The organism is Leptospira adleri (assembly GCF_002811985.1).
GTDB lineage: Bacteria > Spirochaetota > Leptospiria > Leptospirales > Leptospiraceae > Leptospira > Leptospira adleri.
In genome coordinates, this window is the sequence record NZ_NPDU01000008.1 from 26,240 (window position 1) to 45,089 (window position 18,850).

General features: G+C 44.6%; 14 protein-coding genes. 13 read left to right on the forward strand and 1 reads right to left on the reverse strand.

Features of this window, described 5'->3' with window-relative positions:
* Nucleotides 1–120: 120 nt before the first annotated feature.
* The 13 genes from CH376_RS04480 to crcB all read left to right on the forward strand — a co-directional run bounded on the left by CH376_RS04480 (nt 121) and on the right by crcB (nt 17,324).
* Entirely contained in the window at nt 121–1,338 is a 1,218-nt protein-coding gene (locus CH376_RS04480) for an aspartate kinase (RefSeq protein WP_100785254.1), read from the forward strand.
* A 563-nt stretch (nt 1,339–1,901) separates the two neighbouring features.
* Entirely contained in the window at nt 1,902–3,980 is a 2,079-nt protein-coding gene (locus CH376_RS04485) for a methyl-accepting chemotaxis protein (RefSeq protein ID WP_100785145.1), read from the forward strand.
* An 83-nt stretch (nt 3,981–4,063) separates the two neighbouring features.
* Nucleotides 4,064–5,098 (forward strand): putative peptidyl-prolyl cis-trans isomerase, encoded by a 1,035-nt coding sequence (locus tag CH376_RS04490; protein WP_100785253.1) that lies wholly within the window; start codon nt 4,064–4,066, stop codon nt 5,096–5,098.
* Nucleotides 5,099–5,147: 49 nt separating this feature from the next.
* On the forward strand, nt 5,148–6,686 hold the full coding sequence (locus tag CH376_RS04495) for a spiro-SPASM protein (protein WP_100785144.1): 1,539 nt from the start codon (nt 5,148–5,150) through the stop codon (nt 6,684–6,686).
* Nucleotides 6,661–8,238, forward strand: a complete 1,578-nt coding sequence (locus tag CH376_RS04500; RefSeq protein ID WP_100785143.1) for a cytidylyltransferase domain-containing protein — start codon at nt 6,661–6,663, stop codon at nt 8,236–8,238. Before CH376_RS04495 ends, CH376_RS04500 begins: the two co-directional genes overlap by 26 nt.
* A 558-nt stretch (nt 8,239–8,796) precedes the next feature.
* On the forward strand, nt 8,797–9,588 hold the full coding sequence (locus CH376_RS04515; RefSeq protein WP_100785141.1) for a TetR/AcrR family transcriptional regulator: 792 nt from the start codon (nt 8,797–8,799) through the stop codon (nt 9,586–9,588).
* 73 nt (nt 9,589–9,661) lie between these two features.
* Complete coding sequence (locus CH376_RS04520) at nt 9,662–10,093, forward strand: DUF1801 domain-containing protein (RefSeq protein WP_243394700.1); 432 nt, start codon at nt 9,662–9,664, stop codon at nt 10,091–10,093.
* 89 nt (nt 10,094–10,182) lie between these two features.
* The gene (locus tag CH376_RS04525) at nt 10,183–12,831 is read left to right on the forward strand and encodes a valine--tRNA ligase (RefSeq protein WP_100785252.1); all 2,649 of its coding nucleotides are present in this window, start codon (nt 10,183–10,185) and stop codon (nt 12,829–12,831) included.
* Nucleotides 12,821–14,101 carry a phosphoribosylamine--glycine ligase gene (gene purD, locus CH376_RS04530; RefSeq protein WP_100785139.1) on the forward strand — a complete coding sequence of 427 codons (1,281 nt, stop codon included), beginning with the start codon at nt 12,821–12,823 and terminating at the stop codon, nt 14,099–14,101. The genes CH376_RS04525 and purD overlap by 11 nt, the downstream gene beginning before the upstream one ends.
* Nucleotides 14,102–14,105: 4 nt before the next feature.
* Nucleotides 14,106–14,951, forward strand: a complete 846-nt coding sequence (locus CH376_RS04535; RefSeq protein ID WP_100785138.1) for a hypothetical protein — start codon at nt 14,106–14,108, stop codon at nt 14,949–14,951.
* 53 nt (nt 14,952–15,004) lie between these two features.
* Nucleotides 15,005–16,108: a peptide chain release factor 2 gene (gene prfB, locus CH376_RS04540; RefSeq protein WP_100785137.1), complete on the forward strand. Its 1,104-nt coding sequence runs from the start codon at nt 15,005–15,007 to the stop codon at nt 16,106–16,108.
* Between the two features lie 401 nt (nt 16,109–16,509).
* On the forward strand, nt 16,510–16,935 hold the full coding sequence (locus CH376_RS04545; RefSeq protein ID WP_243394699.1) for a hypothetical protein: 426 nt from the start codon (nt 16,510–16,512) through the stop codon (nt 16,933–16,935).
* Nucleotides 16,936–16,946: 11 nt separating this feature from the next.
* A complete protein-coding gene (crcB, locus tag CH376_RS04550; RefSeq protein ID WP_100785136.1) occupies nt 16,947–17,324 on the forward strand; it encodes a fluoride efflux transporter CrcB in 378 nt (125 codons plus the stop codon).
* Between the two features lie 233 nt (nt 17,325–17,557).
* Here the strand turns inward: crcB and CH376_RS04555 are convergent, their stop codons facing one another.
* Complete coding sequence (locus tag CH376_RS04555) at nt 17,558–18,748, reverse strand: serine hydrolase domain-containing protein (RefSeq protein WP_100785135.1); 1,191 nt, start codon at nt 18,746–18,748, stop codon at nt 17,558–17,560.
* Nucleotides 18,749–18,850: the final 102 nt, after the last annotated feature.

Sequence of the window (18,850 nt, forward strand, 5' to 3'; positions counted from 1 at the left end):
TAAAACTTTCGTCAGTTTTGAGCCGTTCCCTGAAAACGAAACCCTCTTTCCAAAATCGGAGAATCAAAATCGAATTCTCTTGATCCCCCGCCTTAAAAGAAAAATATGACCCTCAAGGTTATGGCAAATATCATCGTTCAGAAATACGGCGGAACTTCCGTGGGAACCCCGGAAAGAATCCAGAACGTTGCAAGAAGAATCAAATCCTATCACGACAAGGGCCAAAATGTGGCCGTCGTTGTTTCCGCGATGGGACATACGACGGACGAACTCGTAGAACTCGCCGGGAAAATATCGAAGAATCCTCCGAAGCGGGAGATGGATATGCTCCTTTCTACGGGAGAACAAATTTCAACGGCGCTCCTTGCCATGGCCCTTTGGGAAATCGGAGTTCCGGCGACTTCCTTTACGGGTTCTCAGATCAAACTTCTTACGGACGGAAATTTTTCAAACGCGAAGATCAAGATGATCGATCGTTCCCGTATCGACGCCGCATTCCAAGAAGGCAAAGTGGTGATCATCGCCGGCTTTCAAGGAATCGATTCCGACGAGAATATAACAACTTTGGGAAGAGGCGGATCCGATACTTCCGCAGTAGCCGTTGCCGCAGTTCTCGGCGCGAAAGAATGTGAAATTTATACCGATGTGGACGGAGTTTACACCGCGGATCCAAGAGTGGTTCCTAACGCAAAGAAGCATAAGCAGATCACTTACGAAGAGATGCTCGAACTCGCAAGTTTAGGAGCGGGCGTCCTTCATTCCAGGAGCGTCGAGTTGGGAATGAATTACGACGTCGTAATCCACGTCCGCTCCAGCTTCAATGATAACCCGGGAACACTTGTGGTGAGTGAGGATAAAATTATGGAAAAATTAAAAGTCAGCGGAGTCACCGCAAAAAGCGATCAAGCAAGAATCACGATCGCCGGAGTTCCGGACAAACCCGGTTTAGCGGCGGGACTTTTCGGAGAATTGAGTTCGAAACATATTCTTGTGGATATGATCGTCCAGTCGTCTCCGCATAACGGAATCAATACGATCTCCTTTACGATTCCGAAAAAGGACGTTTTGGAAGCGAAGCCGATTCTTCAGTCCTTTTCAAAAGCTCAAAGCGCGAAAGAACCCGAGATCAACGAAAGTATCGCGATCGTTTCCGCAGTGGGAGTGGGAATGAAATCTCATGTCGGAGTTGCGGCGGGGATGTTCAAAGCTCTCGCAGACAACGGAATCAACATCGAAATGATTTCCACTTCCGAAATCAAAATCTCTTGTGTGATTCCGGAAGACCAGGCGAAGATCGCGATCAATAAGATTCACGAGGTTTTCGGGCTTTCCAACTAAATCCTTTTCCAAAGACCGGGTTTTTAAAAAGACCCGGTTGCATCCAAATTCTTCCACGATCTTTTTTTACTCTCCAACTCCTAAAAACCGAAATTTCAGTTTTGGATTGCCTGCCACAAACGAAGAATTGTTTGTAAGATTCTAAAAAGTAGGATCTCCTACTTTTCTTTCGGCGAGCTTCGGTCCAATGAAAGAAGGAACCTAAAAAATGTTCCGGCTTGAAGAATTGTGGACCACACTTTTCCTTTGCCGAGCCAAGTTTTGCGGGAACTCCTCAAAATTTCCGCAGAGGTTTTCAACGAACAGCAAGATCTTTCCCAAAGAAAGGACATCCGGAATTCCGACATTCTCCCTTTTTCCGTCAGATTAGAATCTGAGATGAAATGATTTTTCTTTCGAGCCTATTAAAACCGAATTCGAATGTGACATAGAAAGAATTCGATTCGTCTTCTCCGAAACGAATCAATTTTTTATAACTTGGCAATATTTTGCTCGAGCTTTTCGTCCTATCCTCTTTTAATTACGCTTTTCCATTTCTTGAGTAACGACTTCGGAGTTTCGCTATGAGCATTCGTTTTCGCATTTCTCTTTATCTTTCCATTGTACTTTTTATCGGCTTCACGGTTCTTGCGGGAACAAATTCCTTTTCCGCGTATCAAAATTTAAAAACCGAAGTCGTCAACAGTTCGAACGTCGCCGCGGAACGTTGGACCTTCGAGGTAAAAGATCATCTGGACACGACAATGGCTCTCATCCGAGGTTTTCGTTTTCCTTTGATGTATGCCACTCCTTCGAGAAATCAAGTCATAGTCGCGCTCAAAGAAATATTAAAACGAAATGAGAATTACTACGGAGCTTGGGTCGCATACGAGCCGAACGGTTTTGACGGAAGGGATTCTCAATTTAGAAATACGGAAGGACACGACTCGACGGGAAGGTTTATCCCGTATCTTCACAGAGGAAAGAGCAAGGAAGAAATCGTTTTAGAAGCCGCAAAAAACTACGACAACCTTGGACCGGACGGAGATTGGTATCAAATTCCGAAAAAAACAAATTCTCCTTTGGTTACGGATCCGTATTATTACGAAGTCGAGGGAAAGATCAACGTTCTTATGATTTCCTTGGTGGTTCCGATCAGCACCGAAGGAAGTTACTACGGCGCAGCCGGTTTGGATTATCAATTGGAAGAATTACAAAATCTAATCGGAGACACAAAACCTTTTCGGAATCAAGGTTACGTGGCTCTTCTTTCTCCAAAGGGAATCTACGCAGTCAATGGTCTTGATAAAAATTTGGTCGGCAAGCCTATCCCGGAAAAAGAAGAACTCGATTCTTATCTTGTCAAAAGTCAGGAAGGAAAAAAATTCATTTTTAATTCTCACGGACACAGCCACTATCTCTTTCCGTTTCACATCGGAAAAGAAAAAAGATTCTGGGTTATGCAGGTCAGCATTCCGGATTCTATCTATCGCGACGATATCTTGGGAATTTTGATTCGAGGTTTTATTTCCACTCTCGTGATCTTGATCGTGGTGCTCCTCAGTCTGAATCTTATATTCCAAAAATTGATTACGTCCGGTCTTCTCAAAGCGATCGGCTTTTCCGAAGAAATCGCAAAAGGGAACCTCGTCGCGGAAAAAGAACACGACAAAGAAGACGAAATCGGAACCCTTCTCGGCTCCATGAATCAGATGCGAGAGAATCTTCTGAAAGTCGTTCGCGAAATCGGAGCGTCCGCTTCCAAACTCAAAAGCACCTCTCAGAAGATGGCGGATTCTTCCAGAAGTTTTTCCGATGTCGCGCAAACGCAGGCTTCGGCTGCGGAAGAATCGTCCGCCGCCGTGGAAGAATTGGCCGCTTCCGCGCAAAACGTCGGTAAGTCGATGGAACAAGCCGTTTCCAGCATGAAGGAAATCGACGGAAACGTGGATCGACTCAAAGAACAAATCGTAAACATAAACAACGAGATGCAGGGCCTCGTCCAACTCGCGGCTCAATCCAAAGAACAGGGAATCACCGGTGAAAACGCGATGATCGCGTCTACGAATGCGATGGGAGCGATCGGAGAAAGCGCTTCTCGAATCACCGAAATTCTTTCCATCATCACCGAGATCTCGGAGAAAACAAATCTCCTCGCTCTCAACGCGGCGATCGAAGCCGCAAGAGCCGGTGAAGCGGGCAAAGGTTTCGCGGTGGTCGCGGAGGAAATCGGAAAACTCGCTTCGCAAACTTCGACGAGCGTTCAAGAAATCGGCGCCTTGGTCAATTCCACAAACACCGCGGTATTAAACGGAAATTCGAAAGTTTCGGAAGCGTCCGCGATTCTTCGTAAACTAAGAGAACAAGTGGAAGAATTCGATCGCTACGCAAAGAACGTTCTTTCATCCGTTAAAAATCAGGAAGAGAATACGAAAGAAATTTCCCAGAGCGCAAACGAACTCATGACGTTCAGCCTTCAGATCGAAGAAGCCGTTCTCGAACAAAAACGCGCAACGGACGAAATTACGAAAACGATCGTGAGCATTTCCGACGGAACTCAAGAAATCGCGGTCGGCGCCGACGACCTAACTTCCTTTTCGGGAGAAATGCACGGACAAGCGGAACAGCTCGGACAACTCATAGGAAAGTTTAGAACAAACTAAAAGCCTTAGAAAAACGGTTGAACCAAGGGAAAGAACTGAGGATCTTACAGATCAAAGGTATTCTTAACCTTGGAGAATCGTGGATGAAAACCAAACAAACATACGCAAGATCCTTTCTCGCCGTGGGAATGTTTGTTTCCCTATTCTTTCAGACTCCGATTCAAACCGCGGAATCTCTCAATCGTGTCATCGCAACCGTCGGTACGGTTTCCATTTCAGAATTGGATTTGGATGACGCCGGAGAAAAATACAATCGTCTTCAAAGACATTTAAAACACGAAGACTTCCGCAAATCGCTTCGAACAAGAATCATAGATTTTCTCATCGACCGCGCCATCGTCGACGTTGTTGCGGAGGAAGAATCCGTTCAAGTAAACGAACAAAGAGTCGAAGCCGAAATCGAAAAAAGAATGGAAGTGATGGGAATCGCAAATCGAAAACAATTCGAAAAAGCGATGGAAGCGTCTTCGAATATGCCGTTCGAACTCTGGGTAACCGAACTTCCTTATCAGATCAAAAAAGGACAACTTCTTCAGTTGAAGATCGCGGTCCCTCCTCCCAACGAACAAGAAATCAGAACCTGGTACAATCAAAATAAGGACAAGGTAGGATTCGAAATCCGTTATAGAATCATCGCGATCGCCCCCGAAAACGATTCCGTACAAGAAGAGAACAAACTCTTCAAAGAAGTTTCCGAAATCAGAAAATCGGTCATAGCGGACCCTTCTTCTTTCGCTCTGGTCGCAGGATCTCCGCGAAACGATCCGACTCTCAGATCCAGAAGAGGAATGGTAGAATGGATTTCCTCCTTTGATCTTTACAAATACAGTAAGATCACCGCGACCATCGCGGCCCCTCTTCCCAACGGCGGGATTTCGGACGTATTCCGGGATGAAAGAAAACGTTATTGTATTTTAAAAATCGAAGGCAAAAGGGCGACCCCGATGGAAAATCTAAGGGGAGGAATTCAGAACATTCTCTATCGCGACAAGGAAGAGGATACGTTTCATAAATGGCTAAAAGAATCCAGAGCCGAAATCCCGATCCAAATCTTCGACGAAAACTATAGAAAAGAAAATAAAATCTCTTTGAAAGAAGAGACTTTTCACTTAGATTGAATTTGAGCATTTCGAAATACGAAACTTACGCCGATATTCAAACCGAGTCATGAAATTTCCGATTTTTCATTCCGCCGTTTTTTTTAACTCCGAATCGGTTTCTCTAATCAAGTCCTTATCGCCGATCGAAGGCGAGAATCTTTTACGGCTTTCCCTTCTCTCGCTTTCCAAAGTTCTTCCCGATTCGACCGTTTTTTTCAATACATGGCCTTTCGAAAAAAAAGAAACCACATATAATTTTTTGAATATTCAAATTATAGAAAACATTCAAGAAGACGTTTTTCTAAAAGCAGTAGCCGAAAAACTGCCGCCTTCCAGAACGGGAGACCCGGACTGGGACGACGCTTCTTTCTTTTATTTCTCCGGGCTTTTCCCTTGTTTGGACGAGAACTTGAGCAAGGAATTATATGAAAGACACGACCGTTATCTTTCTCAGTATTCTTACAGCGAAAACTTGCCGGCGGGAATCGTTCCGACGATTCTTTCCAGAGAATTCACGAACAGTCTTCCGGAGACGATCAAAACTTCCGCGCAGGAATATCTTCTCAAAAACATCAATCACTATGACGTAGAGATTTTCTATCACGCTCCGGACCTGCGGCAGTATCGATTGGATTTCTCATTAAAAAACCGAAGGTCCTTAAACATGGTCAGAGGTTTTATCAAAACAAAAGAGAACTGGAGTTATCAAGAAATTCTTCCTTGGATCGCGAGTCATCCCGAAGTGTTTAGAACCGGTCCTTCTTATTTAGAACTCGAAGTCTACAGAGGCTGCGGACTTTCCTGTACGTTTTGTCCGAGACAGTTCAGCGACAACGATCGGGACGGCGCTTTTCTTACTCCGGAATTTTTGGAGAATCTTCTCAAACAACAGGAAGCGTCTTTTTCAAACGAATACAGCGTTTGTTTCGGAGGAATGGGAGAACCGCTTTTACATCCGCAATTCGCGGATTTGCTCGAAAAGACGATTTCATCTTCTCTATTGCAGGAACTGATGATCGAAACCGCGCTCTACGTGGATTTGGATTCGATCTTAGAATCTTTAGGAAAACTTTCTTCCGAGGAAAAAGAAAAGATCACTTGGATCGTAAATCTTACCACTCGAAATCCGGATAAATACGAAACTCTTTACGGTAAAAAAGAGCTCGGGAAAATTCTTTCCAACTTGGAGAAACTGGAAACCGTATTTCCAAAAAATCGGATTTACCTTCAATTTTTAAAGATAGAAGAAGCCGAGGACGAAGTGGAAGCCTGGGTCGACGAAACCGAAAGACAAGGTTACGGAGTGATTCTTCAAAAATACAATCGTTTCGCCGGTTTGATGCCCGAAAAAAGAGTTACTGATCTGACTCCGATCCAAAGGGAATTTTGCTGGCATCTCAATCGGGATCTTTTCGTAAATTCAAACGGAACCGTTTCCCTCTGCAGACAAACTCCCGGAAAAGAATTCGGAAATCTACATAAGGAAAACCTAATAGATATTTGGCAAAAAGGACTTCCTTCGTTTAACAATTCGTTAAACGGAAAACACGAAGAGACCGGCGCGCCTTGTCTAAACTGCGATGAGTGGTACACTTTTAACGCCTAAAATTTTCGCCTTTATCCAAGCGCGGACGGATTCCACGAGACTTCCGGGAAAGGTATTAAAGGAATTTCCGTCAGGCTCCGGAAAAACAATTTTGGATAGAATCCAAGACCGGATGCTCACCCTTCTCCCGGAAGAACGGATATTTTATCTGATTCCGGAAAACGACGATCGACTTCGATCCTTTCTGAAGGAAAGAAAATACAACTTTATTTCGGGAAGTCTTTTGGACGTAAGAGAACGTTATCTGAAAGCGGCGCAAACGCTCCAGGCGGAATGGATCCTGCGTTTGACCGGAGACAATCCGTTTTACGATACGCTCCACCTGGATCAGCTTTTACAAACGTTTCAATATTCGAAACCGGATCTCGCTCACGTTGTGAATCTTCCGCTAGGAATGGGCGGCGAAATTTTCACAAGAGAAGCGCTGGATTGGACTCCTAATATTTTGGAAGAAAGACACAGGGAGCACGTTAGTCTTCATATCAAGGAAAATCCGGATCGTTTCCGAATTCTCAAACTCGCGCCTTTGTTAAACGAAGAGGAACAAAAAATTCTTCCGAATCTCAGACTTACGATCGACGAACCCAAAGACTTTGAGACGACTTCCCTGGTTTTCCGGAAACTCAACGATCAAAATCCGTTTTTCGGAGCAAAAGAAGTCATTCGTTTGTTCCGAGAAGTTCCCGAGGTGTTCGAAGGAAATCGGGAAGTGGAACAAATCCGCTTTGAAACTCCGAAAGAACGAAATTCTTCCCGGAAAACGATCGGGATTTTAGCCGGAGATCCGGTTTTGTTCGGAAGCGGTCATTTTGAACGTTCTCGTATCCTTTTTTCGCTCCTCTCTTCGGAAGGATTCCATTCTTCTTGGAGAAATGAATTTCCCAAAGACGGGGATTTGGACCTTCTCGTAGTGGATTCGAGAGACATTCGAATTCCAGAATATTCTAAAACAAAAATATTCCTTCTGGATCATTTCGGATCGGATAGAAAAAAATACTCGCACTTTGAAATTCTCCCCCACCCTGAAATCAAAAAGACTTTCTCTCTCGATCAAATTCTGATTCCGCCGAGACTGCGTTCCTTGGATACGAAGAACGGTTCGTATATACTTTGTTATGCGGGAAATTTGGAACTTCGATTCGTCTCCGTGTTGGATTCTTTTTTGGAAACGATGCGGGCTAAGGAAGAATTTTCAAAGGTCATAAGAATCGGCGGAGTAAATTCAGATTTGGACACAATCGAGGTTTTATCCAGGGTTTCCGCGTTTTCATTTCAAACGCTTCTGGCAGAGTCCGGCGCCTTTATCGGCTATTTCGGACAATCTCTTTTTGAAGCGGTTTTCTTCGGTAAAAAGGTCGCCAGCTTTTCCATCGGCCCGGTCCACTCCGCGCTTTCATTGTTAAGCGAAGAAGAATATAAAATTCCTTTTTTAGGAGAATTGGGTTCTTCCGATTTCGGCAAAAAATTTGAATTGAATAAAAGTTCGCAGCCCGTTTCCGGAAAAGGTTATTCCATTTTGTTAAGCGAAATCAAAAAATTCTTACTTTTGTAGGATCTGAAAAATTCGTTTTATTTGGGGAGAATCTGAAGCCTTTTCGTTTTTCCTTCGAGTTTCCTGGAAGAATCCGAGCCTGTTCGACGAAGTGATTCTTTCGAAATTCCTCGGAGTTCCGACAAAGTCCTCCGTGAAACGCGCGGGCCCCGCCCTGAGGTGCGATCCGTAAAGAGCGCCGCGCTGATGGTGGAGGGGTGATGAGCGACTCATAGGGAGCGAATCCTTGAGTTTCGGCGGCGGAAAACTCGGGAGACTTTTCTCTATCACAAAAATGGAACTCTTCCAAACATAAATTCCCTCTCATATTTGTAGGAACTCCTATGAAAAAATCCTTTCGGAAATCATCGTTCTCGTATCAAAACAAATCTCATTTTTGGAGAAAAAGGGCCTCACAAACCCGGATTCTTTCGTCAGAAATGGAAACATTTTGCGTCTCCGAACAAAAATCTCCCGTAAAAATCGATAAAACGCGGGAGTTCCCGCATTTTATCGGTGATTTCTGATTGACCAGGGTGCCCATAATTCCGAAAAATAGACCGACGGTCGGTCGGTTTTATGGAAAAAAAGAACCAAAATAAACAAAAAGGAAAGGAGCGAAGAGAGGACATCCTCCAATGCGCTCGAAAATTCTTCTTTTCCAAAGGTTACGATTCGACCTCGGTCAACGATATCATCGACGAACTTGGAATCGCAAAAGGCACCTTCTATCATCATTTCAATTCCAAAGAAGAACTCCTTATGGAATTGACGACCACGCTTTCGGACGAGATAACGCTCGGACTTCTCTCCGAAGTCGAATCCAGAAATCCGAAAAACACATTAGATAAACTTAAAATTATTCACGAGCTCCACTTCGACTGGGTAAATAAGAATCCGGAAATGGTCTTTTTCTTTCTCAAAGCGCTTTATCTTCCGGAAAATCTTTCCCTCAAAGCGAAACTCGAAAAAGAGATGCTCAAAAGGGATCGAACCTTTTTTACCGAACTCATCAAGGAAGGACAAAAAGACGGATCCTTCTCGAATACGATGCCCGCCGAATTTTTAGCGGAATCCATTCTTTCGATCGAAAACGTTCAAAACGAAAAATTCGCGCTCTATATGCTGGGCTTCAACGATATATCCCCGGATCTGATCTATGAGAACGGACAATATTCTCACGATCTTTTTTCGATGATCCTCGGAATTAAAAATCCTTCCGCGTTTCCGTTTCCTAAGGAAGAAATCATTTCTTCCGCGGAAAATCTCCGCAAGTTCTCGCAAGAATTCGAAAAGCAAAATCAAATAAAAAATAATGCGAAAGAAAAACCTCTCCAGTTATCGAACCTGAACGGAGGAAAGGCCGGGTAGTTTTTATCCTATTCTATGTCGGCCTAATACGAATATGTATCTTTTTTCTTTTATCCCGATTCCGACGTTTATTATGTCTTCGGAAATCCATCAATACATCGAATCACAATCTTCGATCCGAAAAGAAAGGCTTCTCTCCCTTCGCACTTGGCTTATCGATACGTTTCCCGGTATCCGAGAATCGATGAAATATAAAATGCCGACTTACCAACTGGATGAGAATTGGATTTCCCTTGCCTCTCAGAAAAATCATATCTCGATCTATCTCTGTCGTCCGGATTCTTTAAACGAACTCAAAAAGAAATTTCCAAGCCTTCTTTTCGGAAAAACCTGCATCAACGTCCGAGACAAGGATTCCTTTCCTTTCAAAGCGATTCAATCTTCAATACGTTCCGCTCTAAAGCCGAAGACGAAGTTAAGAATTCCGAATGAAAAGGTCGAGTCTCGCAGAAAATCTATCTCTAAAAAGCTCTTTGAGACAAAATCCGCTTATCGTAAAAAGTAAGATCGAATCAATTTTTCCGCTCTAAAAGACGGTTCCGTTTGAATCCTCTTGACCCCGGGAAAATCCAGGAAAACCTGTTTTTTACGGCCATGAAAAAGCAGATAGGCGATCGCTACGAACCGAAAGAAGTCGAAAACAAATGGATTTCACTCTGGGAAGAGAAGAAGTCCTTTGTACCGAACCCGAACTCTAAAGAATCTTTTTCCATAGTCATTCCTCCTCCGAACGTCACCGGATCTTTGCACATCGGTCACGCACTCAATCATACGATTCAAGATATTCTCGTCCGCATCGAACGTAAAAAAGGAAAGTCCACTCTTTGGCTTCCCGGAATGGACCACGCCGGAATTGCGACTCAGATGGTCGTGGAAAGAGAACTCGCGAAAGAAGGAAAAAAACGCACCGACTTCACGAGAGAAGAATTCGAGAAGAAAGTCTGGGATTGGAAAGAACATTCCGGAGGAATGATCACTCGCCAACAAAGACTCTTAGGAGAATCCGTCGACTGGTCCAGAGAAAGATTCACTTTTGACGAAGGACTCTCCAAAGCCGTATTCAAAGTTTTTAAATCTCTTTTCGACGAAGGTTTGATCTATCGGGGAGAAAGAATCATCAACTGGTGTCCCGCTTCTCAAACCGCGATCTCCGATCTCGAAGTCGAGTTCAGAGAAACCAAAGGGAAACTCTATCATATCAAATATCCGATCCACGGTAAAAAAGATCAATACGTAGTAGTCGCGACGACGAGACCGGAAACCATGCTCGGAGACGTCGCGGTTTGTGCAAATCCGGAAGATACACGTTATTCGTCATTGAAGGACGTAGTTTTAGATCTCCCTCTCGCCGACAGACAAATCCCTCTTCTCTTTGATTCGTTCGTGGACAAAGAATTCGGATCCGGACTAGTCAAAATCACTCCGGCTCACGACGCGAACGACTTCGAAGCGGGACAAAGACTCGGACTCAAACCGCTTCTTATCATGAACCCCGACGGAACGATGAACGATAACGCCGGAGTTTATCGCGGCCTGGATCGTTTCGACGCTCGTAAAAAAGTCGTAGCTGATCTCGAAGCAAAAGGACTCATCGAAAAAATCGAAGATCATATCCACGCAGTCGGACACAACTCCAGAGGCGGAGCGGTGATCGAACCGTATCTTTCCACGCAATGGTTCGTAAAGATTCGACCTCTTGCGGACCTCGCGGTAAAGGCGGTTCAAACCGGCCAAGTGGAATTCGTCCCGAGAATGTGGGAAAAAACCTTCTTCGAATGGATGAACAACATTCGAGATTGGTGTATTTCCAGACAACTCTGGTGGGGCCACAAAATTCCAGCGTATCATTGCAAAACCTGCAAGCACATAGAGGTATCGGAAACCCCCGTGACTACTTGTCCTTCCTGCGGATCCAAAGAAGTGGAACCCGATCCGGACGTGCTCGATACTTGGTTTTCCTCCCAGCTCTGGCCGTTTTCTTCCATGGGATGGCCGGATCAAACCGCGGATCTAAAAAGATATTATCCCACTTCCGTTCTTGTGACCGGCTTCGACATTATCTTCTTCTGGGTTTCCAGAATGATCATGATGGGAATGAAATTCATGGAAGCGCCACCATTTCATAAAGTACTAATACACGGCCTTGTAAGGGACAAAGACGGAAAGAAATTCTCCAAGTCGATCGGAAACGTAATCGATCCGCTTGTAATGATGGAAAAATACGGAACCGATTCTTTCCGTTTTTTCTTGGCTGCGACTCTTCCGGAAGGAAAGGACATCCTTTTCGACGAATCGCGGTTAGACGGTTATCGTTCTTTTTGCAATAAGATATGGAATTCTTCCCGTTTTATTCTTATGAACTTGGAAGAATCCTTTACTCCGACGGGAATCACTCCTGAGATCGAAAAGGATTTGGAACCGATGGACCAGTGGATTCTTTCCAGATTCAATCATTGTTTGGAAGAATACGACAAGGCTCATTCTAAATTTCATTTTTACGAAATGGCGGCTTCGATCTACGAATTTGTCTGGGGCGATTTTTGCGATTGGTATATTGAACTCGTAAAACCGAGAGCCTATGGTAAAGTTTCTCCTCGTTCCTCGGAAGTGGCGAAGCAGGTTCTCGTCGACGTTCTTACCCGTGCATTAGGACTTTTGCATCCTTTTATGCCTTTCCTAACCGAAGAGGTCCATTCCGTATTTTCGGACCAGTTTCTTGCGACGACCGCTTATCCGGAAGCGTATCCGATTTCTTCGGACGCGTTAGGAGTTCAAAAGTTGAATCTTCTTCAGGAGATCGTAACCAAAATCCGCGTTATGCGCGCCGAAAACGGAGTCACGCCGGATAAGAAGTGCAAGGCGATCGTCAAATCCGGAGATTCCTTGGCGCAATCCGCGGTTCAAGAAAACGAAGTTTCGCTTCTTCAACTCGCAAGATTAGAATCCATCAAGGTCGACCCCGCATACGAAGTTCAGAAAACGGATTCGGTTTCTCATTTTACAAAAGGTGAAATCGTTCTTCCTTTGGAAGGATTGATCGACGTCGAAAAAGAGAAAGCCCGACTCGAAAAGGAACTTCAGAAGTCGGAGATCGAAAAGGAAAAACTGGAAACAAAACTGGCGAATCCCGGCTTCCTTTCCAAGGCCGCTCCCGACGTGGTCGAGAAAGAAAGAGAAAAGTTGAACACCTTGATAGACAAAGTGGAAGTTCTTAAAAAGGGGATTCAAAATCTTGCAGGCTAAGCTGAAAGTTCTTCTGATCGGTTCGGGGGGAAGAGAAAGCGCCATTGCATTTCACCTCAGAAAATCGCCGTTGTTAAGCGAATTGAAGGTTTTTCCGGGTAACGGAGGTTTTCCGGATCAGGAGATTCTGCCTTCTAATTCTTTCAACGTTTTATCCAAAGAATCGGTTCAGTCTTTTTTAAAACAAAATCCGTTTGATTTCATCGTAGTCGGTCCCGAAGATCCTCTGGTCGCCGGCTTTGCGGATTGGACCGCGGAGCTCAAAATCCCTACGTTCGGACCGGATTCTTATTGTGCTCAGGTCGAAGGATCCAAGGATTTCGCAAAATCTCTGATGACGGAAGCGAAAGTCCCCACCGCGGAATACTCAACGTTTACTGAATATTCAAGTTCCCTTAAATACCTGGAATCTAAAACGATTCCGATCGTCATCAAAGCGGACGGACTCGCGGCGGGAAAAGGCGTAACCGTAGCGACAACCAAAGAGATGGCGGTTAACGCGCTCAAGGAAATTTTCGAGGACAAAAAGTTCGGAGAAAGCGGCAACCAAGTTGTGATCGAAGAATTCATGGACGGACAAGAGGCTTCCATCTTCGCGGTGTCGGACGGAGATTCCTACTTTTTATTACCCGCAGCGCAGGATCACAAAAGAGCGTATGACGGAGATCAAGGACCGAACACGGGCGGAATGGGCGCTTATTGCCCGGCGCCGGTAGTAACGGATTCTATTTTAGAAAAAGTGAAAGAACAAGTCTTTGATAGAATGTTCGAAGTTTTCCGCAAAAAAGGACATCCTTACAGAGGACTTCTCTATGCGGGGCTGATGATTTCTTCCGATGGCGAGCCTCGGGTCGTGGAATTCAATTGTAGATTCGGCGATCCCGAAACTCAATGTGTGCTCGCGATGTTGGAAGGAGATCTATTAGAACTTCTTTATACAGCGTCCACCGGAAAAATCAAAGGGATCCAAGCCTCCGTAAAAAAAGGCGCCGCTACCGTAGTAGTACTCGCCGCGCAAGGATATCCGGATTCTTACGAAAAAAATATTTCTTTAAATCTACCCGAAACGACTGGTCAAAACACTTATCTTTTTCATGCGGGAACTTTAAAAAAAGATGGAAAAGTTTTTTCATCCGGGGGGAGAATTCTCGGAGTCGTAGCCTACGGATCCGATCTAAAGAGTTCGGTATCTCGAGCTTATTCCTTCCTGGAAAATATCCAGGCTCCCAAAACGTTTTATAGAAAAGACATCGGACACAGAGCCCTTTAAACCTATGCCATTTTTGATTTCTGGAAACCTGGATCTCGTGGATCGACATAGCCTCAAGAAAATGGAAAAATTTCTTGGGATCATATTGTCTCCGGGACAATTCCCCGTCGAACAGTACAACTTACTCAGACACGCGCTCCATAGGAATCTCGATCCCGATACTCTCATTCGAAAGATGAATCGGCAGGAGCTTCTATCCTTTATCTACATTCTTACTCAATTCGGAGACGTGGTAAGAACGGAAACTCCCGTAGAATATCTGGACATGGAGAAAATTCCCCTGGTTTTGGAATGGCAAAAAGGTCAATACATGATCCCTTACGAAATATTGGATCACCTTTCAACTTCTCGAATATTCAAAAATCAGAATTATCTCTTCGCGCTCATTCCTTCCCTACCTGCGAAGGAAAAAAAAGCCTGGATCGAATGGATCGGTTCGGGATACGGTAAAACTTTTCCGAGAGAGATCAATCACGAACTCTACTTCCAATGCAGACATCTCCAAAAACCCTTCCAAGGAAAATCGCTGCTTCGCGAAGAGACGATTCAACTTTCGCAGCTCTGGCCTTTCGGGAAAAACGAGATCGTCGATTGGTTTCACAAGGGAATCACGCCTTTTTATACCGCGATGAAGGAACTCTCCAGATCCGAAAAAGATCCGTTTCTGCTTCACGTTTTGGATCTGATCCGATCCGGAAAACTCATCTTAAAAAAGAATCCGGAAGAATTTCGAAAAAAAGAGGAATTCATCCTGGTGGCGACCGTGGAAGGAAACACTCCTCAGCTCCGGGACACCGTTTTTTCCTGGGAACAAGAAAGAGAAAACAAAGAAGATTTTCTTTTTCAATAAATCCAAACGCGACTAACGTTCGTAAATCATCAAATCGATAAAAAGCAAATAATATGGAAGTAAAATCAGCAAAAGAACTCAGGAGAGTTTCCAAAGAATTACAGGAGAATTTTCAGACTCGATGGAAGCTCTTAAACCTGGAACAGGACAAAGACCGTCTAAAATCCCTCAGTGAGAAAGCGGAAGATCCCGACCTCTGGAACAATCCGGAGGAAGCGAGGATTGTAAGCCAGAAAAAAAACGAGTTGGAAAAAAAACTCACTCCATGGTTTTCCATTCAGCAAGATATATTAGATTTTCCTGATTTAGTCGATCTGACTCTGGATGAAAAAGGCGAAAACGGAGTCGGCGAACTTTCTTCGGAATACCAAAGACTCCAGGAAAAATTCGAAGAACTCGAATTGCTCGGAGCGCTCAAAAATCCGGAGGATATCAAATCGGCGTTCATCAACATCCATCCGGGCGCAGGCGGAACCGAAAGTCAGGATTGGGCCGAGATGCTTCTGAGAATGTATATGAGATTTTTTGAAAAGAAAGGATATCAGTATTCTTTGGTGGATATCCAAGCCGGAGACGGCGCGGGAATCAAAAACGCTACGATACACGTTGTTGGGGACTGGGCGTTCGGATTTTTAAAGGGAGAAAACGGAGTTCATCGTTTGGTTAGGATTTCTCCTTTCGACGCGAATAAAAGAAGACATACTTCCTTTGTTTCGGTTCACGTGAGTCCCGAAATCGACGACGACATCGATATCAAGATCGAGGAGAAGGACATTCGTGTAGACGTTTATCGTTCCTCCGGAGCCGGCGGACAGCACGTAAACACGACGGATTCCGCGGTACGAATCACTCACTTACCCACGGGAATCGTAGTCGCTTGTCAGAACGAAAGATCGCAGATCAAAAACAGGGACACGGCTTTTAAGATGTTGAAGGCAAGACTCTACGAGATGGAACAGGAAAAGGCAAAGGAAGAATTGGAAAAGAAGTCCGGAGAAAAAAAGGACATATCCTGGGGTTCGCAAATTCGAAGTTATGTGTTTCATCCTTACAATCTCGTAAAAGATCACAGAACCGATCACGAGACGGGAAACGTCGCTGCGGTGATGGACGGAGAGATAGAACCTTTTATTCTTGCGTATCTAAAAACACTTTGATATTCTTTGGGCGCCTCCTTCTGATTTTCAATCAGAAGGACCGGGCTCCGACGCGACTCCGCTAACGCTTCGATCTCTTCGAGATCGCGTTCCGCGTCGCTCTGATCCCTGGCGCTGCGATCCATAGAGAGCAGTGACGCTGAGTTCAGAGAACATTCGTGAGCGGGCGCTGCGAGCCGAGTATATCGCAAGGACCGATCGGACTCTTCAAAGAGCAGCGACGCTGAAGTTTGAAAACAATCGCATCGGATCCATCGTTAAACATTATAATTTTTGAATACAATACCAGAAATTCGCATATATCCCGCTCATATTTATAAAGAGAGACAGAATCAGCGGCCCGTGCAAATCTTGGCGATGTAAATCATTGAATCGGCCGAAAGAAAGCGAGAAGATAAAACATGGCGATCCTTCCTGAAAAAATCAAATACGGCTGCCTTTGGGGTTTGTTGACTCCTTTTTTAACGTTATTCGCCTCCATCGGAATTACGATTTTTCTTTTAAAAGACGATTACGGAAAAGCGGCTTCCGTCGGCGACTGGCTGCTTCTTGCCGGGAAGCATATTCTTCTTTTCGGAGGAATCATCGTTGCCGCAATTATCTCCTTGCTGGTCGGAATTTGGTTCTCGATCAAAGATTCAAAGCCTATCGAGACTCTCAGAATCTTTTGGCCCGTAATCGTCATTCTAATCTATTGGATCGCACCGAATCTTCTTCCAGGACCGGTGGACGATTCGATCGTAACCTTAGCAGTGGGAGTCTATCAGATCTATCGCTACTTTACGGAAAGAAAAAAGGAAGAGAACGCGACTAACGCATCTTCTTAAGGAGTAAGTGGGTGAGCCTGGAACGTACACTCGTTTTAATCGGGATCGGAGGAGCGATCGGAAGCGTTTTGCGTTATCTCCTGCAATATTGTTTCGGAACGACGCTCGGATTCAAGTTACCGCTGGGAACTTTAACGGCGAATCTTCTCGGCTCTTTTTTAATCGGAATTGTCTACGCGATTTCCGAAAGATTTCCATCCATCAACCCGGAGTGGAGATTTTTCATAGCATCCGGTTTCTGCGGAGGGTTTACCACTTTCTCCACGTTTTCCTTCGAGAGTCTTCAGATGTTAAAGACCGGAAACTATATTCTATTTTTTGCATATATCGGGGTCAGTGTATTCGGTGGAATCGGCTTCGCACTCGCTGGAGTTTGGATTGGAAGGTGATTTTGAGAACGTCGACCGACTTTCTTTCAAGTTTTTTCTTTGAGTTTGTAGGAGTTCCTACGGCTTTTTTCCGGAAAGAATACTTGTAAAAAACGTTTTTTTGTGATAGAAAGGTTTTTCCGAAATTTTCCCGCAAAGCCCACCTCCTCCACCCGATTTGGGTGGGGGCCCGCGGCTTATACGGAGGACTTGTCGGAGTTACGACAAAACGGATTATTTCGAAAAAACTTTCTTTATCGATTGGCAGAAACGATGATCTCGTCCAAGAGATTCCCGATTTCAAAGATGATTTTCGGAGAACCGTATTCACCCGCGGTAGTCGCCACGACCATATCCAACTCCGGGATCACGTAAATCAATTGCCCTCCGTTTCCAAGCGCGGCCTTCCAAGAAACATTTTTCTCCGTTAGACGCGTTTCTCCGATCCACCATTGATAACCGTAATTCATAACACTTCCGTCTTTTCTAAAAAAAGAAACGTTAGTCGCGATCTCCGAGCCGAGGGAATCCTGAATCCACTTTTTGGGAACGATCTGCTTTTTATTCCAGACTCCTTCGTTCAAAATCAGTCTCCCGATCCTCAGCATATCCCTCGGTTTCAAACGCAAACCTGCGAAAGCGAGACCGCGGCCGTGCCAATCTTCCACCCACTCGAATTTTTCGATTCCGATAGGATATAAGATCCACTCACCTGCCAATTCTTTTAAAGACTTACCCGTCTTCTTTGTGAGAACCTCGGCAAGAACGGACGTTCCTCCTCCGTTGTAATTAAAGACGCTTCCGGGAACGTCTCTTACTTCTCGATCGAAAACGAATTCGACAAGATTCTTCTTCCAATACAAACGTGTTTCGTCGCTAAAGAAAAATCCGGATCTCCATTCTTCCCAATCCAAACCGCTGCTCATGGTAAGAAGGTGTTTCCAAGTGATTTTGCGCCTTGTATCGTTTTCGGAAATTTCGATTTCAGGAAAAGAAGAAAGAACGGAAGAATCGACCCCTTCGATCAAACCTTTTTCTATCGCAATTCCGAAAAGAAGAGAAACGATACTTTTAGTGACGGATCTCATGTCATGTAACGTTTGCGAATCAAAAGTGGACGTTCCGTCGAAAGGAAGACGAAGTCCGTATCGAAGGTTCAAAGGTTTATCGTCCCCGTCGTTGTAGATTTCGGAGACGATCTTTCCGTGACGTTCAATCAAAAGAGAATGTAAGCCACCTTTCTCGGAAGCGGACTTTCTGAGGACTTGACAAAGTTTCTCCGAATCAAATCCGGAATCTTTCGGATCGGACGATTGCCAAAAAGAATCAGCCTTCGGCTTCGAACAAACATCCGCGGAAGCTCGAATCGGCGCCCCTTTGCATCCCGTATTTGTGAAAAGAACAAGAACAAAGATAAGAAGAATTTGTTTTAATAAAAGCGACATTCTAAAAATTCAATTTCCTTTTTTCCATTGAGAAGTCTTCTCTTTGGACTCTCGATATCGAGTTTTGATTCTAAAAGATTCCCTTTTATTCGGTTTTCCTCA

Bases quoted from the DNA above. Each gene is read 5' to 3' on its own strand.
- CH376_RS04515 (WP_100785141.1), top strand. From the start codon at position 8,797: ATGGAAAAAAAGAACCAAAATAAACAAAAAGGAAAGGAGCGAAGAGAG.
- CH376_RS04545 (WP_243394699.1), top strand. From the start codon at position 16,510: ATGGCGATCCTTCCTGAAAAAATCAAATACGGCTGCCTTTGGGGTTTG.
- CH376_RS04555 (WP_100785135.1), bottom strand. From the start codon at position 18,748: ATGTCGCTTTTATTAAAACAAATTCTTCTTATCTTTGTTCTTGTTCTT.
- CH376_RS04520 (WP_243394700.1), top strand. From the start codon at position 9,662: ATGTCTTCGGAAATCCATCAATACATCGAATCACAATCTTCGATCCGA.
- CH376_RS04485 (WP_100785145.1), top strand. From the start codon at position 1,902: ATGAGCATTCGTTTTCGCATTTCTCTTTATCTTTCCATTGTACTTTTT.
- CH376_RS04535 (WP_100785138.1), top strand. From the start codon at position 14,106: ATGCCATTTTTGATTTCTGGAAACCTGGATCTCGTGGATCGACATAGC.
- prfB (WP_100785137.1), top strand. From the start codon at position 15,005: ATGGAAGTAAAATCAGCAAAAGAACTCAGGAGAGTTTCCAAAGAATTA.
- CH376_RS04495 (WP_100785144.1), top strand. From the start codon at position 5,148: ATGAAATTTCCGATTTTTCATTCCGCCGTTTTTTTTAACTCCGAATCG.
- CH376_RS04480 (WP_100785254.1), top strand. From the start codon at position 121: ATGGCAAATATCATCGTTCAGAAATACGGCGGAACTTCCGTGGGAACC.
- CH376_RS04500 (WP_100785143.1), top strand. From the start codon at position 6,661: ATGAGTGGTACACTTTTAACGCCTAAAATTTTCGCCTTTATCCAAGCG.
- CH376_RS04490 (WP_100785253.1), top strand. From the start codon at position 4,064: ATGAAAACCAAACAAACATACGCAAGATCCTTTCTCGCCGTGGGAATG.
- CH376_RS04525 (WP_100785252.1), top strand. From the start codon at position 10,183: ATGAAAAAGCAGATAGGCGATCGCTACGAACCGAAAGAAGTCGAAAAC.